This window comes from Mycobacterium parmense, assembly GCF_010730575.1.
GTDB lineage: Bacteria > Actinomycetota > Actinomycetes > Mycobacteriales > Mycobacteriaceae > Mycobacterium > Mycobacterium parmense.
The window spans coordinates 4,357,073-4,372,521 of record NZ_AP022614.1 but is presented as its reverse complement, the minus strand read 5'-3'; the positions used below and the strand labels follow the sequence as shown (position 1 = coordinate 4,372,521).

12 protein-coding genes are annotated in these 15,449 nt (G+C 69.4%); 6 read left to right on the top strand and 6 right to left on the bottom strand.

Translation table 11 applies throughout. From position 1 onward, the window contains the following. Positions 1–45 precede the first annotated feature (45 nt). Positions 46–708, top strand: coding sequence for a TetR/AcrR family transcriptional regulator (locus G6N48_RS20140; RefSeq protein ID WP_232066670.1), 663 nt, complete (start codon positions 46–48; stop codon positions 706–708). A 30-nt stretch (positions 709–738) separates the two neighbouring features. Then, positions 739–1,947: a DNA polymerase IV gene (gene dinB / locus G6N48_RS20135; RefSeq protein WP_085270786.1), complete on the top strand. Its 1,209-nt coding sequence runs from the start codon at positions 739–741 to the stop codon at positions 1,945–1,947. Here the strand turns inward: dinB and G6N48_RS20130 are convergent. Further along, positions 1,936–2,946, bottom strand: a complete 1,011-nt coding sequence (locus G6N48_RS20130) for a PHP domain-containing protein (protein ID WP_085270785.1) — start codon at positions 2,944–2,946, stop codon at positions 1,936–1,938. The genes dinB and G6N48_RS20130 overlap by 12 nt on opposite strands. Before the next feature lie 108 nt (positions 2,947–3,054). Between G6N48_RS20130 and G6N48_RS20125 the strand changes: the two genes are divergently transcribed. Continuing rightward, the gene (locus tag G6N48_RS20125; RefSeq protein WP_085270784.1) at positions 3,055–3,903 is read left to right on the top strand and encodes an LLM class F420-dependent oxidoreductase; all 849 of its coding nucleotides are present in this window, start codon (positions 3,055–3,057) and stop codon (positions 3,901–3,903) included. 360 nt (positions 3,904–4,263) lie between these two features. Here the strand turns inward: G6N48_RS20125 and G6N48_RS20120 are convergent, their stop codons facing one another. Together G6N48_RS20120 and gltB are read right to left on the bottom strand one after the other, a co-directional pair. After that, positions 4,264–5,739 carry a glutamate synthase subunit beta gene (locus G6N48_RS20120; RefSeq protein ID WP_085270783.1) on the bottom strand — a complete coding sequence of 492 codons (1,476 nt, stop codon included), beginning with the start codon at positions 5,737–5,739 and terminating at the stop codon, positions 4,264–4,266. Then, a complete protein-coding gene (gltB, locus tag G6N48_RS20115; protein WP_085270782.1) occupies positions 5,732–10,315 on the bottom strand; it encodes a glutamate synthase large subunit in 4,584 nt (1,527 codons plus the stop codon). The genes G6N48_RS20120 and gltB overlap by 8 nt, the downstream gene beginning before the upstream one ends. Before the next feature lie 688 nt (positions 10,316–11,003). Between gltB and G6N48_RS20110 the strand changes: the two genes are divergently transcribed. Further along, positions 11,004–12,155, top strand: coding sequence for a MinD/ParA family ATP-binding protein (locus tag G6N48_RS20110; protein WP_179969889.1), 1,152 nt, complete (start codon positions 11,004–11,006; stop codon positions 12,153–12,155). Here G6N48_RS20110 and sigI read toward each other — a convergent pair. Next, a complete protein-coding gene (gene sigI, locus G6N48_RS20105) occupies positions 12,152–13,012 on the bottom strand; it encodes an RNA polymerase sigma factor SigI (protein ID WP_085270535.1) in 861 nt (286 codons plus the stop codon). The genes G6N48_RS20110 and sigI overlap by 4 nt on opposite strands. 112 nt (positions 13,013–13,124) lie before the next feature. Between sigI and G6N48_RS20100 the strand changes: the two genes are divergently transcribed. Both G6N48_RS20100 and G6N48_RS20095 read left to right on the top strand, forming a co-directional pair. Further along, positions 13,125–13,970, top strand: a complete 846-nt coding sequence (locus tag G6N48_RS20100; RefSeq protein WP_085270534.1) for an NAD(P)H-binding protein — start codon at positions 13,125–13,127, stop codon at positions 13,968–13,970. Position 13,971: 1 nt separating this feature from the next. Next, the gene (locus G6N48_RS20095; protein WP_085270533.1) at positions 13,972–14,421 is read left to right on the top strand and encodes a nitroreductase family deazaflavin-dependent oxidoreductase; all 450 of its coding nucleotides are present in this window, start codon (positions 13,972–13,974) and stop codon (positions 14,419–14,421) included. 38 nt (positions 14,422–14,459) lie between these two features. On the opposite strand, the gene G6N48_RS20090 is transcribed toward G6N48_RS20095, so the two are convergent. Together G6N48_RS20090 and G6N48_RS20085 are read right to left on the bottom strand one after the other, a co-directional pair. Further along, a complete protein-coding gene (locus G6N48_RS20090) occupies positions 14,460–14,753 on the bottom strand; it encodes a WhiB family transcriptional regulator (protein ID WP_085270532.1) in 294 nt (97 codons plus the stop codon). Positions 14,754–15,099: 346 nt separating this feature from the next. After that, the gene (locus tag G6N48_RS20085; RefSeq protein ID WP_085270531.1) at positions 15,100–15,420 is read right to left on the bottom strand and encodes a type VII secretion target; all 321 of its coding nucleotides are present in this window, start codon (positions 15,418–15,420) and stop codon (positions 15,100–15,102) included. Between the last annotated feature and the right edge of the window lie 29 nt (positions 15,421–15,449).

Here is a 15,449-nt window from a genome sequence, read left to right as displayed (position 1 = left end):
GTCAACACGCTGTCGAAAGTTTCAACGCCGTGTAAGCTCACTGTCGTGACCACCGCCAGTTCGAGGGCCGGCTCGATCGCCGGCTCCCCCCGCCCCGCGCGGGGCCGGCGGTCCACCCGCCCGTCGGGCGACGAGCGCGAGCTGGCCATCCTGTCCACCGCCGAGCGGCTGCTGGCCGAGCGGCCGCTGGCCGACATCTCCGTCGACGACCTGGCCAGGGGCGCCGGACTGTCGCGGCCCACGTTCTACTTCTATTTCCCGTCCAAGGACGCGGTGCTGCTCACCCTTCTGGAGCGGGTGGTCGTCGAGGCCGACTCCGCACTGGAGACTTTGATCGCCAACCCGCCCGCGGACCTCAAGACGCTGTGGCGCACGGGGATCAATGTCTTCGTCCAGACATTCGGGGCACACCGCGCGGTGTCACTGGCCGCCGACGCCGCCCGCACCAACAAGGACGTCCGCGAGCTGTGGTCGCGCTTCATGCAGAAGTGGGTGGACCACATCACGGTGGTGATCGAGGCCGAGCGCGCCCGCGGGGCCGCGCCGGTGACGCTGCCGGCGCGCGACCTGTCCGCGGCGCTGAACCTGCTGAATGAGAAGGTGATGCTCACTTCGTTCGCGGGTGAGAGTCCCTCGGTGCCCGACGAACAACTGCTCGACACGCTGGTGCACATCTGGGTCAGCAGCGTGTACGGCGAGGCCTGCTGACCCGGACTTGTCGGCCGGCTGTGCGAACATATGTTCGTGCGCTGTGATGCGTCGATCCTGCACGCGGACCTGGACTCGTTCTACGCGTCCGTCGAGCAGCGCGACGACCCGACCCTGCGCGGCCGCCCCGTGATCGTCGGCGGCGGCGTGGTGCTGGCGGCCAGTTACGAGGCCAAGGCCTACGGCGTGCGAACGGCCATGGGCGGGGCGCAGGCCCGCCGCCTGTGCCCGGACGCCGTGGTGGTCCCACCTCGGATGAGCGCCTACTCGCGGGCCAGCGACGCGGTGTTCGGCGTGTTCGGCGACTGCACGCCCATCGTCGAACCGCTCTCGGTGGACGAGGCGTTCCTCGACGTGGGCGGGCTGCGCCGGGTCTCCGGCACGCCGGTCGAGATCGCCGCGCGGCTGCGCGCCGACGTGCGCGACCGCGTCGGCCTGCCCATCACGGTCGGAATCGCGCGGACGAAGTTCCTCGCGAAGGTCGCCAGCCAGGAGGCCAAGCCCGACGGCCTGCTGCTCGTGCCGCCCGACGGGGAACTGGCCTTCCTGCACCCGCTGCCGGTGCGCCGGCTGTGGGGCGTGGGCTCCAAGACCGCCGACAAACTGCACACGCACGGCCTGCACACGGTGGCCGATGTCGCCGAACTCAGCGAGTCGACGCTGACCTCGCTGCTGGGCAACGCGCGGGGCCGCCATCTGTTCGCGTTGTCGCGCAACATCGACCGGCGACGGGTGACCACTGGTGTGCGGCGCCGGTCGGTGGGTGCGCAGCGGGCGCTGGGCCGGGCCGGCAACACCATGTCGCCGGCCGAGATCGACGCGGTGGTCATCACGCTGATCGACCGCATCACCGCCCGGCTGCGCGCCGCCGGGCGCACCGGCCGCACAGTCGTGCTGCGCCTGCGCTTCGACGACTTCACCCGGGCCACGCGGTCGCGCACGCTGCCTGCTGCCACCTCGTCGACGCAGCCCATCCTCGCCGCGGCCCGCCAACTGGTCGCCGCGGCGGCGCCCGTCATCGCGCAGCGCGGGCTCACCCTGGTCGGCTTCGCGGTGTCCTCGATCGACGGCGGCGGCGCCCAGCAGCTGATGTTGCCGTTCGGCGGACGAACGCCGGTAACCGACAGCGTCGACGCGGCCGTCGACCGGATACGCCGCCGCTACGGCAGGTCCGCGCTCACCCCCGCGGTGCTCGTCGGCCGCGACCCCGGCATGGACATGCCCCACCTACCCGACTGAACCGGTCCACTCCAGCAGGCGTTCGGCGGGCCAGGTGTTGACGATCCGGTCGGCCGGAACGTCCGCGTCCAGCGCGCGCTGGGCGCCATAACCGAGGAAGTCCAGCTGCCCGGGCGCGTGCGCGTCCGTGTCGATGCTGAACACGCAGCCGATCTCCAGCGCGAGGTTCAGCAACCGCGTGGGCGGGTCGCGGCGCTCCGGACGGGAGTTGATCTCCACCGCGGTGCCGTGATCGCGGCAGGCGGTGAACACCGTCTCGGCGTCGAACTTCGATTCCGGCCGGATGCCCCGCCCGCCGGCGACCAGCCGGCCCGTGCAATGGCCGAGGACGTCGGCGTGGCCGTCGGACACGGCGCGCACCATGCGGCGCGTCATCGCGGCCGAGTCCATCGACAACTTCGAGTGCACGCTGGCGACCACCACGTCGAGGCGCTCGAGCAGCTCCGGCTCCTGATCCAGGCTGCCGTCCTCGAGGATGTCGACCTCGATCCCGCTCAGGATTCGCATCGGCGCGAACTGCTCGCGCAGTCGCTCGATGACCTCGAGTTGCTTGCGCAGCCGGTCCGCGGACAGTCCGTTGGCGATCGTCAGCCGCGGCGAATGGTCCGTCAGCGCGCAGTACTCGTGCCCCAGCGCCGCCGCGGTGGCCATCATCTCCTCGATCGGCGCCGAGCCGTCCGACCAGTTCGAATGCAGATGCAGGTCGCCGCGAAGTGCGGCGCGGATGTCGCCACCGCCCAGATCGGCGGCTTCCGAGCGCAGTTCGGCCAGCAGGTCGGGCTCGCGGCCGGACCAGGCCTGGGCGATCACCTTCGCCGTCTTGGGGCCGATGCCCGGCAGCGACTGCCAGCTGTTGGCCTGCCCGTGCCGTTCCCGCGCGGCGTCGTCGAGGCCCTCGATGATGTCGGCGGCGTTGCGGTAGGCCATCACGCGCCGGGGGTCCTGGCGGCTACGGTCCTTGTAGTAGGCGATCTGCCGTAGGGCGGTCACGGGATCCATGCCTTCAGTGTGCCCGCGCGTTGACTGCCGGCGCGGGGAAGCGGACCGGGCGCCATCGACCCGTGCGAGTTTAGTTGCCCTTCATAAAGATCCGCTAACGTCGATGGCATGCGATTCGCGTTCAAAACCTCACCGCAGAACACCACCTGGGGGCAGATGCTCGCCGTCTGGCAGGCGGCCGATGACATCGACGTCTTCGAGTCCGGGTGGACGTTCGACCACTTCTATCCGATCTTCTCCGACAGCACCGGGCCCTGCCTGGAGGGCTGGACCACCTTGACCGCGCTGGCGCAGGCCACCAGGCGGTTACGGCTGGGCACACTGGTCACCGGCATCCACTACCGGCACCCGGCCGTGCTGGCCAACATGGCCGCCGCGGTCGACATCATCTCCGACGGGCGGCTCGAGCTGGGTATCGGTGCGGGCTGGAACGAGGAGGAGTCGGGCGCCTACGGCATCGAGCTGGGAACCATCAAGGAGCGTTTCGACCGATTCGAGGAGGCGTGCGCGGTCGTCACCAGCCTGCTCAGCGAGGAGAGCACGGACTTCGACGGCAGGTTCTACCAGCTCAAGGGCGCCCGCAACGAGCCCAAACCGGTGCAGCGCCCGCACCCGCCCATCTGCATCGGCGGCAGTGGGGAGAAGCGCACCTTGCGCATCACGGCCCGCTACGCCCAGCACTGGAACTTCGTGGGGGGCCCGCCCGACGTGTTCGCGCACAAGCGGGAGGTGCTGGCGTCGCACTGCGCGGACATCGGCCGGGATCCGACGGAGATCATGACGTCGGCTCACCTGCGGCTCGAGCCGGACCTCGATTACGGAAAGGTCGTCGCCGACGCGGCGGGCCTTGCCGCCGAGGGCCTGGATCTGGGCATCGTCTACCTGCCCCCACCGCACGATCCGGCCGTCCTGGAACCATTGGCCGAGGCGATCCGCGATTCCGGGCTGCTCACCTGACCGGCGAGCCCCAGCCGCCGCGACGAGCAAACCTGCGAATCCTTAAGTGGTCGCGAAGTTTGCTGCTTACACCCCGAACAGCAGCAACTCTTCGGCGGTCACCAGGCGTTCGTGTTTGGCGGGGAATTCGCGACTCTTCACCGGGTGACGAATCCATGACCAGGCAATTCGTCCGACCCGCGATCGAGGTACCGGGTTTACATGCACAGTGACCACTCCTGCGATCGGTCCGTTCAATGGGGACCCCACCGTTACCCGTATGTGATGACGCCCACAGAAAAGTATTAGACACCAATTTCTGGCAAACCGTGGCAGACTCGCCGAATTCGCCCCCGCGTGTTTCTCATGTGACTGATGTGATTACTGAAGTGGGGCGGCAGTCGGCTTGACGGGTGCCGGCAGGGCCGTTGACCCCATCAAATACCGGTCCACACCGGCCGCCGCGGCCCTGCCCTCAGCTATCGCCCAGACGATCAGCGACTGGCCGCGGCCCATGTCCCCAGCAACGAAGACACCGGGCACCGACGTGTCGAAGTCGGCGCCGCGCGCGACGTTGCCGCGGTCGGTCAGCTTGACGCCCAGGTCGGTGAGCAGGCCCTCCTTCTCCGGGCCGACGAAACCCATCGCCAGCAGGACGAGGTCGGCCTCGAGCTCGAAATCGGATCCCTCGACCTTGACGAATTTGCCGTCCTGCATGGTCACCTCGTGCGCCTTCAGGGCGGTCACGCGCCCATCCCGGCCGATGAACTCTTCGGTGTTGACGGAGAACACCCGCTCGCCGCCCTCTTCGTGCGCCGACGACACCCGATACATCAGCGGATACGTCGGCCACGGGGTGGACGCCGCACGCATCTCCGGCGGACGCGGCATGATCTCGAACTGGTGCACGGCGGTCGCACCCTGCCGGTGCACGGTGCCCAGGCAGTCGGCCCCGGTGTCACCGCCGCCGATGATGACCACCTTCTTGCCCTTGGCGGTCAGCGGCGGCTGGCCGTCCGCGTCCACCTCGTCGGCGCCCAGCTCGCCCAGCGCCTGGCGATTGCCCCACGGCAGGAACTCCATCGCCTGGTGGATCCCGTCGAGTTCCCGGCCGGGTACGGGCAGATCCCGCCAGGCGGTGGCACCGCCGGCCAACACGACGGCGTCGAACTCGGCGCGCAGCTGCTCGGCGGTGATGTCGACTCCGACGTTGACGCCCGCCCGGAACTCGGTGCCCTCGGCGCGCATCTGCTCGAGGCGGCGGTCGAGGACGCGCTTTTCCATCTTGAATTCCGGGATGCCGTAGCGCAGCAGCCCGCCGATGCGATCGGCCCGCTCGAAGACGGTGACCGCATGCCCTGCGCGGGTCAGCTGCTGGGCGGCGGCCAGGCCGGCCGGGCCCGACCCGACGACGGCGACCTTCTTGCCGGTCAGCTCGTCCGGGGGCAGCGCCACCACCAGCCCGTCGTCGAAGGCCCGGTCGATGATCTCGAGCTCGATCTGCTTGATCGTCACCGGATCCTGGTTGATGCCCAGCACGCACGCCGGCTCACACGGCGCGGGGCACAGCCGGCCGGTGAAGTCCGGGAAGTTGTTGGTGGCGTGCAGTCGCTCGATCGCGTCGCGCCAGCGACCCCTACGGGTGAGGTCGTTCCACTCCGGGATCAGGTTTCCCAGCGGGCACCCGTTGTGGCAGAAGGGGATTCCGCAATCCATGCAGCGGGTGGCCTGCTCGCGCACCGACTCCTCGTCGAAGTCCTCGTAGACCTCGTTCCAGTCGCGCAGCCGCAGCGGGACAGGCCGGCGCTGCGGCAATTCCCGATGCGTGTATTTCAGGAAGCCGGTCGGGTCAGCCATGCGCGGCCGCCATGATCGCCTTGTCGACGTCCACGCCGTCGCGCTCGGCCTCGGCGATCGCCTGCAGCACGCGCTTGTAGTCGCGCGGCATCACCTTGACGAAGTGCCGCTGCTGTTCGTGCCAGTCGGCCAGGATCCGTTGACCCACGGCGGAGTCCGTGGCGTCGACGTGCGCCTGAATCATGTCGTACAACCATTCTGCGTCGTCTTCGTCGAGGGTCTCGAGCTCGACCATCTCGCCGTTGAGGTTCATCGGGAACGCGCCCTCGGGGTCGTACACGTAGGCCACGCCGCCAGACATGCCGGCCGCGAAGTTGCGGCCGGTGGGGCCCAGGATGACCACCCGCCCGCCCGTCATGTATTCGCATCCGTGATCGCCCACACCCTCGACCACCGCGTGGGCCCCGGAGTTGCGCACCGCGAACCGCTCGCCGACGACGCCGCGCAGGAAGGCCTCGCCCCGCGTGGCGCCGAACAGGATCACGTTGCCGCCGATGATGTTGTCCTCGGCGACGTAGTCCTGCGGCGCGTTGTCCGACGGCCGCACCACGACGCGGCCGCCGGACAGGCCCTTGCCGACGTAGTCGTTGGCATCACCGTAGACGCGCAGGGTGATGCCCTGCGGCACGAAGGCGCCGAAACTGTTGCCCGCCGACCCGTCGAAGGTGATGTCGATCGTCCCGTCCGGCAGGCCTTGGCCGCCGTAGGCTTTCGTCACCTCGTGCCCCAGCATGGTGCCCACGGTCCGGTTGACGTTGCTGATCGTGGTGGTGAAACGCACCGGCTTGCCGGAATCCAGGGCCTCGCGGCTCATCACGATCAACTGCTGGTCGAGCGCCTTGTCCAGGCCGTGGTCCTGGCGCGAGCTGCAGTACAGGTCCTGGTTCATGAACGCCGACTCGGGCTCGTGCAGCACGGGCGTCAGGTCCAGCTTGTGGGCCTTCCAGTGCGCGCGCGCCAGCGTGGTGTCCAGCGCGCTCACCTGGCCCACGGCCTCGTTGAACGTGCGGAAGCCCAACTGCGCCATGTACTCCCGGACCTCTTCGGCGATGAACATGAAGAAGTTCTCGACGAACTCGGGCTTGCCGGAGAACCGCTCGCGCAGCAGCGGGTTCTGCGTGGCCACCCCGACGGGGCAGGTGTCCAGGTGACACACCCGCATCATGACGCAGCCGGCCACCACCAGCGGGGCGGTGGCGAAGCCGAACTCCTCGGCGCCGAGCAGCGCGGCGATCATCACGTCGCGGCCCGTCTTGAGCTGGCCGTCCACCTGCACCACGATGCGGTCGCGTAAACCGTTGAGCAGCAACGTCTGCTGCGTCTCGGCCAGCCCGAGCTCCCACGGCGCCCCGGCGTGCTTCATCGACGTCAGCGGGGTCGCTCCGGTGCCGCCGTCGTGGCCGGAGATCAGCACGACGTCGGCGTGCGCCTTGGACACACCGGCGGCCACCGTGCCGACGCCGTTCTCGGAGACCAGCTTGACGTGCACCCGCGCCGACGGGTTGGCGTTCTTCAGGTCGTGGATCAGCTGCGCCAGATCCTCGATGGAGTAGATGTCGTGGTGCGGAGGCGGCGAGATGAGCCCGACGCCGGGCGTGGAGTGCCGCACCTCGGCCACCCACGGGTACACCTTGTGCCCCGGGAGCTGGCCGCCTTCACCGGGTTTGGCGCCTTGTGCCATCTTGATCTGGATGTCGGTGCAGTTCGTCAGATAGTGCGACGTGACGCCGAACCGCGCGGAGGCGACCTGCTTGATCGCGCTGCGCCGCCAGTCGCCGTTCGGATCCGGGTCGAACCGGCTCACGTGCTCGCCGCCCTCACCGCTGTTGGACCGCGCACCCAGGCGGTTCATCGCGATGGCGAGCGTCTCGTGCGCCTCGGCGGAGATCGAGCCGTAGCTCATCGCGCCCGTCGCGAAGCGCTTGACGATCTCGGCGGCCGGCTCCACCTCCTCGATCGGAACCGGTGGCCGCAGGTCCCCGCGGAACTTGAGCAGGCCGCGCAGCGACGCCATCCGCTCGCTCTGGTCGTCGACCAGGCGCGTGTACTCCTTGAAGATCTTGTACTGCCCGGTGCGGGTCGCGTGCTGCAGCTTGAACACCGTCTCGGGGTTGAACAGGTGGTATTCGCCCTCGCGGCGCCACTGGTACTCCCCGCCGACCTCGAGTTCGCGGTGCGCGCGCTCGTCGGGCCGGTGCAGGTAGGCCAGCTTGTGCCGGGTGGCGACGTCGGCGGCGATGTCGTCCAGGTTGATGCCCCCGGTCGGGCAGCTCAGGCCGGTGAAGTACTCGTCGAGCACGTCCTGACTGATGCCGATCGCCTGGAACAGCTGCGCGCCGGTGTAGGACGCCAGCGTCGAGATGCCCATCTTGGACATCACTTTCAGCACGCCCTTGCCGGCGGCCTTGACGTAGTTGTTCAGCGCCGCGTGGCGGTCCATGCCCTCGAAGGCGCCCCGGTCGAGCATGTCCTCGATCGACTCGAACACCAGGTAGGGGTTGATCGCCGCGGCCCCGAAGCCGATCAGAGCGGCCATGTGGTGCACCTCGCGCGCGTCACCGGTCTCGACGACGAGGCCGACGTGCGTGCGCGTCCGGTCGCGCACCAGGTGGTGATGCACCCCCGCGACCGCCAGCAGCGACGGAATGGGCGCCATCTGCTCGTTGGACTCGCGGTCGGACAGGATGATCACCCGCGCGCCGTCGGCGATCGCCGCGGACGCCTCGGTGCGGATCCTGTCGAGCGCCGCGGCCAGCCCGGCGCCGCCCTCGGCTACCGGGTACAGGCAGCGAATCACTTTGGAGCGCATGCCGTGTGGGCGCCCGCCCACCTTGTCGTCGGGGTTGAGGTTGATCAGCTTGGCCAGCTCGTGGTTGCGCAGGATCGGCTGCATCAGGTGTATCTGATGACAGGACTGCTCGTTCGGGTTGAGCAGGTCGCCCTCGCCGCCGGTGACGGCCTGCAAGCTGGTCACCACCTCCTCGCGGATGGCGTCCAGCGGCGGGTTGGTCACCTGAGCGAAAAGCTGCTGGAAATAGTCGTAGATCATCCGCGGACGCTCGGAGAGCACCGCGACCGGGGTGTCGGTGCCCATCGATCCGATCGGCTCGGCGCCGGTGCGCACCATCGGCGCGACCAACAGGTTGAGTTCCTCGTAGGTGTAGCCGAACGCCAGCTGCCGCTTCACGAGTCGGTCGTGGGGCATCCGCACGTAGTCGCCCTGCGGCAGATCGCCCAGCGGAACCAGTCCCTGGTCGAGCCACTGCCCGTAGGGGTGTTCGGCGGCGAGCTCGGCCTTGATCTCCTCGTCGGCGACGATGCGTCCCTGCGTGGTGTCCACCAAAAACATCCGGCCCGGCTGCAGCCGCATCCGGCGGACCACCTTGGCCGGGTCCAGGTCCAGCACGCCGGCCTCGGAAGCCATCACCACCAGGCCGTCGTCGGTGACCCAGATCCGGGAGGGGCGCAAGCCGTTTCGGTCCAGGACGGCGCCGACGATGGTGCCGTCGGTGAACGTGATCGACGCGGGCCCGTCCCAGGGCTCCATCAACGAGGCGTGGTACTGGTAGAAGGCCCGCCGGGCCGGGTCCATCGACTCGTTGCGTTCCCAGGCCTCGGGGATCATCATCAGCACCGCGTGCGCCAGGCTGCGTCCGCCGAGGTGCAGCAGCTCGAGCACCTCGTCGAAACGCGCGGTGTCCGAGGCGCCCGGCGTGCAGATCGGGAAGAGCTTCTCGACGTCGGCTTCCGAGCCGAAGACATCGGTCTTGATCAGCGCCTCGCGGGCCCGCATCCAGTTCTCGTTGCCGGTGACGGTGTTGATCTCCCCGTTGTGGGCCACCCGGCGGAACGGATGCGCCAGGGGCCAGGAGGGGAAGGTGTTGGTGGAGAAGCGCGAGTGCACGATGCCCAGCGCGCTGGTCATCCGATCGTCTTGCAGGTCGAGGTAGAACGCCTTGAGCTGCGGGGTGGTCAGCATGCCCTTGTAGACCATTGTCTGACCGGAAAGGCTTGGGAAATAAACGGTTTCGCGTCCAGGGCCGTCCTGTCCGGGACCCTTGGTGCCGAGCTCGTGCTCGGCACGCTTGCGCACGACGTAACAGCGGCGCTCCAGCGTCATCCCGGAGGCCCCCGTCATGAAGACCTGCCGGAAGGTGGGCATCGCGTCGCGCGACAGCGCGCCCAGCGACGAGTCGTCGGTGGGCACGTTGCGCCAGCCCAGCACCGTCAGGCCCTCGGACTCGGCGATCTTCTCCACCGCGGAGCAGGCGGCCGCGGCGTCCTTGGACGACTGCGGCAGGAACGCGATGCCGGTGGCGTACTCACCCGCCGCGGGCAGCTCGAAGTCGGTGACCTCGCGCAGGAAGGCGTCCGGGACCTGGATGAGGATGCCGGCGCCGTCACCGCTGCGCGGCTCCGCGCCCTGAGCACCGCGGTGTTCGAGGTTGAGCAGCGCGGTGATTGCCTTGTCCACGATGTCGCGGCTGCGACGGCCGTGCATGTCGACGACCATGGCAACCCCGCACGCATCGTGCTCGAACGCGGGGTTGTATAACCCGACGCGCTTGGGCGTCATATGCACCTGACCCTTCACCAGAACTTTCCAGCGGCCCTACGCGGCCCTTCCGTGGCCCTTCCGTGGCCCTCACGAGCGGTTCGAGGAGGCCGCACCCAGAGGTTGCGGGCTTAGGCCCCTTCGGCCTTGTCGACTAGGCTGTCCCCCGGGCGGACATGGTCCGGTGGGGGGATCGTCCGTGCAGCGCTGAACGGTGGCTTGGAACCGGTCTCGACAAGTCGTAAAACGATATGACAATACCCGCCTGACATGCCAACTTGGTCAAGTCTAACCGCCAACCGGCGACACCGTAAATTGGCGGCGACCAGCGGCCGCCGACGCCCCCGACGAGGACTTTTCGACAACGATACTGTACCCGCGCCGCGACCGGCGGCGCCGGGTCAGCCGGTGATTCAGCCGCCGGAGAACCTTTGCCACGGCCTCGGGCCGAAGCGCACCGCCGACGCGGCCGAAACCGCGCGGCGCCGTGCTCAGCGCGCGACCTGCGGCGGTGCGGCGTGACCTCAACGGGCCGTCGGCGAGTTTGCGCGGCCGCTGTGGCAGATCCGCTGGCACCGTCGCCGGCAGTGGCCGGCGGGCGTCGTCGGCACGGCGGCCGTGGCGCTCATCACTCGACGAATTTGCCCCGGACCCACCGCAGGAGCGACGATCGATGCCCTGGCGTGGGAGGAGGGCCGACGAGGAGCCCATGAACGAGCGCGACGAATTCCTGCGCGACCGCCTGCAGCGTGACCGGCCCGGCTCGGCCACCCCGCCAGGCCCGCCCGCCCCGCCCGCGGCAGGCCCGCCCGGTTCCGACCCCCGCCCCCGCCCGGGCGCCCCGAGCCCCGCTCCCGCGGGGCCGCCCTCGCCGCCGCCGCACGCGGCAGTCCGGCCCCAGCCGGCCGCCCCTGCAGTCCCGCCCCCGCCGCCCCTCCCCGTGCGGCCCCCACACGAGCCGGCGGCGGCCGGCCGCGGATGGCGCCGCCTCCTGCGCCTGGCCACGTTCGGGCTGGTCAATCCCGGTCCCTCACCGGCGCAACTCGAGGAGGCCGGATTCCAGGCGGCGATACGGACCGACCTGCACGGCAATTTCAAGGTCGGCGTGCTGGGCAAGGGCGGCGTCGGCAAGACGTCGGTGGCCGCCAGCGTCGGGTCCCTGTTCGCCGAGCTCCGCAGGCACGACCATGTCGTCGCCATCGACGCCGACACCGCGTTCGGCAGGCTCGCCAGCCGGATCGACCCCGGCTCGGCCGGCTCGTTCTGGGAGCTGACCGCCGACAAGAACCTGCAGTCCTTCGGTGACGTGGTGGCCCGCGTCGGCCGCAACTCCGCCGGGTTGTACGTGCTCGGCGGCGAGCCGGCGGCCGGCCCTCGTCGGGTGCTCGATCCCGCGATCTACCGCGAGGCCGCGCTGCGCCTGGACCGCCACTTCGCGATCTCGGTCATCGACTGCGGGTCGACCATGGACGCGCCGGTCACCCAGGAAGTCCTGCGCGACCTGGATGCCTTGATCGTGGTGTCCTCACCATGGGCCGACGGGGCGTCCGCCGCCGCCCGCACCATGGAATGGCTGTCGGACCAAGGGATGTCGCACCTGCTGCAGAACAGCATCGTCGTGCTCAACGACTCCGACGGGCACGCCGACAAACGCACCAAGAACCTGCTCGCACGCGAGTTCATCGATCACGGGCAGCCGGTGGTCGAGGTGCCCTTCGATCCCCATCTGCGGCCCGGCGGCGTCATCGACGTCAGCCGGGAGATGGCGCCGGCGACGCGACGCAAGTTCCTCCAGGTCACCGCCACCGTGGCGGGCTATTTCGCGGCGCGCCCCCACCGCGCCCGCGGCAGACGGCCTTAAAACCGCGCCGACGGGTCGGCGAGCGCCTCGATTTTGGTGATCCGGCCGGCGATGACGGTCAGCACGACTGCCGCGAACAGCCGGCGGTTGGCGAAGGCGAGCACCACCGGTTGCCCGGCGGGCCCGCTCACCAGCGTCGCGCCGGGGCCCAGATAGACCAGCAGATTGGTGGCCACCGCCCGCGGTCCGTGATTGACCTGTGGCGGCGGCGCGGGCTCGGCGAGCAGTGTGCCCACCCCCCAGACCGCGGGGTCCAGGACGGCGATCAGCGCGTCGATGTCGCCGTTGGCGCAGGCGGTGATGAACCTCTCGGTGACCAGTTGATGCTCCGATGCGGACACCTCTGTCAGCTTGGGTTGGGCCGCAACGAATTTCGCGCGCGCCCGTCGCGCCAGCTGGCGGCACGTTCCGGCGGGGCGGCCGACGGTCTCGGCGATCGTGTCGAACGGGACAGCGAACACGTCGTGCAGCACGAAGGCCACCCGCTCGGCGGGACTGAGCCTGCGCAGTACTTCCAGCAACGCGGAGCGGATCTCGTCGTCCAGGGTGACGCGCTCGGCGGGGCCCGGGCGGCGCGACGCCCACTGCTCGCCGACGTCGCCCACCCGCTCGTGGCGGGCGCGGGCAGACCGCGCCTGATCGAGGCACAGACGACTTGCCACCACGGTCAGCCAGCCACGCACGTCGCCGATGTCGCCGCTGCCGAGGGCATGCGACAGCCGCAGAAAAGCCTCTTGCGCAACGTCTTCGGCGGCGCCGACATCGCCCAGCATTTGATAGGCAAGGTTGATCAGATACGGGTGGTTTCGGCGCCAGGCCTCGCTGAGGCGGTCCTGGGTTGACGGCGACTTGTTCATGAATCTTCGACGATCCGACGGTGCGAAAAGTTACGGGTTGCTTGCGTAACTTTCTCACCTTCCGCGCCGTCCTTGGTGGAGCAAGCACAGAACTCCGGGAAGGAGCAGATTCATGACGATCGTCGTAACGGGTGCCAGCGGCAACGTCGGGCGCCCGCTGGTGGCCGAGCTCGTCGCCGCCGGCGCCCGGGTGCGGGCGGTGAGCCGCAACCCCGACCGCGCCGGGTTCCCCACCCCCGTCGAGGTGCTCGGCTCGGCGGGGGCGGCCCTGCCGGGCGCGACGGCGGTGTTCCTCAACTCCCGCGCACTCGGCGAGGGCCTGCCCGGCTTCGTGGCCGGATGCGTGCGCGCCGGCGTCACGAAGTTGGTTGCCCTGTCGGCGATCAACGCCGACGACGACTTCTCCCGCCAGCCCTCCCGATTCCGCGGCGACCGCAACAAGGAGGTGGAGCAGCTCGCCGTCGACTCCGGGCTGGCCTGGGTGAGTCTGCGGCCCTCGGTCTTCGCGAGCAACTTCGCCGGCATGTGGTCGGCGCAGATCCGCGGTGGCGACGTGGTGGCGGGGCCCTGCGCCGGGTCGTCGTCTGCGCCCATCGCCGAGAGCGACATCGCGGCGGTCGCGGCGCACACGCTGCTCACCGACGAACATGTGGGACAACGAATACCGCTCACCGGTCCGCAGGCCTTGACCAACACCGAGCTCGTCGAGACGATCGGAAAGGTCCTGGACCGCCCGCTGCGGTACCGGGAGATTCCGATGGATGCGGTGCGGCGGCGGTTCATCGGCATCGGCTTCACGGCCGATTTCGCCGACGCGTACGCCGCGATGCTGTCCGCAACGCTGGACAGGCCCGCCCCGGTGACCCACGACGTCGAGAAGATCACCGGCCGCCCGGCGCTGCCCTTCGCGCAGTGGGTTGCCGCGCACCGCAACCTGTTCGACGGGCAAGGAGCCTGACATGTCCGAACTGCGCCCGCCGCGCTACCTCAAGCCGATGAACAAGGTGATGATGGCCGTGCAACGCCTCGGCATCCCCACCGGCCCCGCGATGGTGCTCACCGTGGCCGGCCGCAAATCGGGCCGACCGCGCAGCACGCCGATGACCCCGTTCGAATTCCGCGGCGGCCTCTATGTGGTGGCCGGTTATCCCGGCGCCGACTGGGCGGCGAACGCCCGCGCCGCGGGCCGCGGCACGCTCGCGCGGGGCAGGCGATCGCGACCGGTCCGGATCGTCGAACTCAACGCCGAAGAAGCCCGGCCGGTGTTGCGGGCGTTCTCCACCGAGGTGCCGGTGGGGGTGGCGTTCGCCAAACGCTCCGGGTTGGTGCGCGACGGCAGCGCCGACGAATTCGAGGCGCTGGCCGGCCGGCTCGCCGTCTTCCGGTTCGAGCCCGCCGTTGTGCCGTAGCTGATCGGTAGCACCCGGGGGCCGGCGAACGGTCGCAGTCAGGCCGTTTTTGCCGTACCCCTTCGGCCGCGCACCGGGTATCCGTGTCGCTCGGCCAGGGAATGCAACTGCTGCAGCGCGAAGACGCGTCCTCGGCCCGCCTCCGGGATCACCACGCCGGCCCACAATCCTTCCGCGCCCGGCAGCTCGCATGCTTCCCGGGCGCAGAGCCATCGGCGCGGACAAACCCGGCACAAGGCTTTGGCCTCGGCGTCGGGAGCCGTGGTCCAGCGATCCGGATCGCGCACACAGGCACCCCGCCAAACCCCCCCGCCGTCGGCTTCGGCGGTCATAGGCCTACTTTCCCTCGACAGGCGCCGCGGAATTTTGGCCGACGGCCCCGAGTCCGTCACCAATTAGCTGTCGCAACACCACAGTTGGAGACCCCACACACACGATTACCTGGCGCGCATCATCCGCGATAACAGGCGGAGCTTGTCACCTCCAAACGACTCACGCGTGTCGGCGGGATGAACAACTGCCTACCAAACGACCGGTCTCTTGCCGCGGTGGCGGGTTCTTCGCACGGCAAGCGGAGCCGGCATCCCCAAATGCCGACTCGCGCAACGGCTTCACTCGGCACGCCGCGGGCCAACGTGTCGTCTCTCGAGGCGGCGCAAGCCCGATCGGATCCGGCGGTCACACCAGCTGTGTGCCGAGGTTTTGCCCGCCCTGCTCGTCGGTGCTCACGTACGCCTGAGCGCCGGCACGCAGGCCCGCAGCCAGGACAGCCGATATCGCCTCCAAACCCACCAGCACGGCGCTGCGCAAGATGTCGAGCTCGTGCATGGCCTTGTTGCCCTCGGTGCAGACGGGACCATGTGTCCACCACAGGTCCCAGGCGAACCCGGAGGACGCGATCTCCGCCTGCTTGAGATCGTTGATCGCACCGGTTTTCTCGTCATCGTGTTTCGACGCCAGAAATTCCAGGTAGGTCGGGTCGACGGCCAGATTCGCCACGGGTGTGCTCCTTCATTGCCGCACGCGCG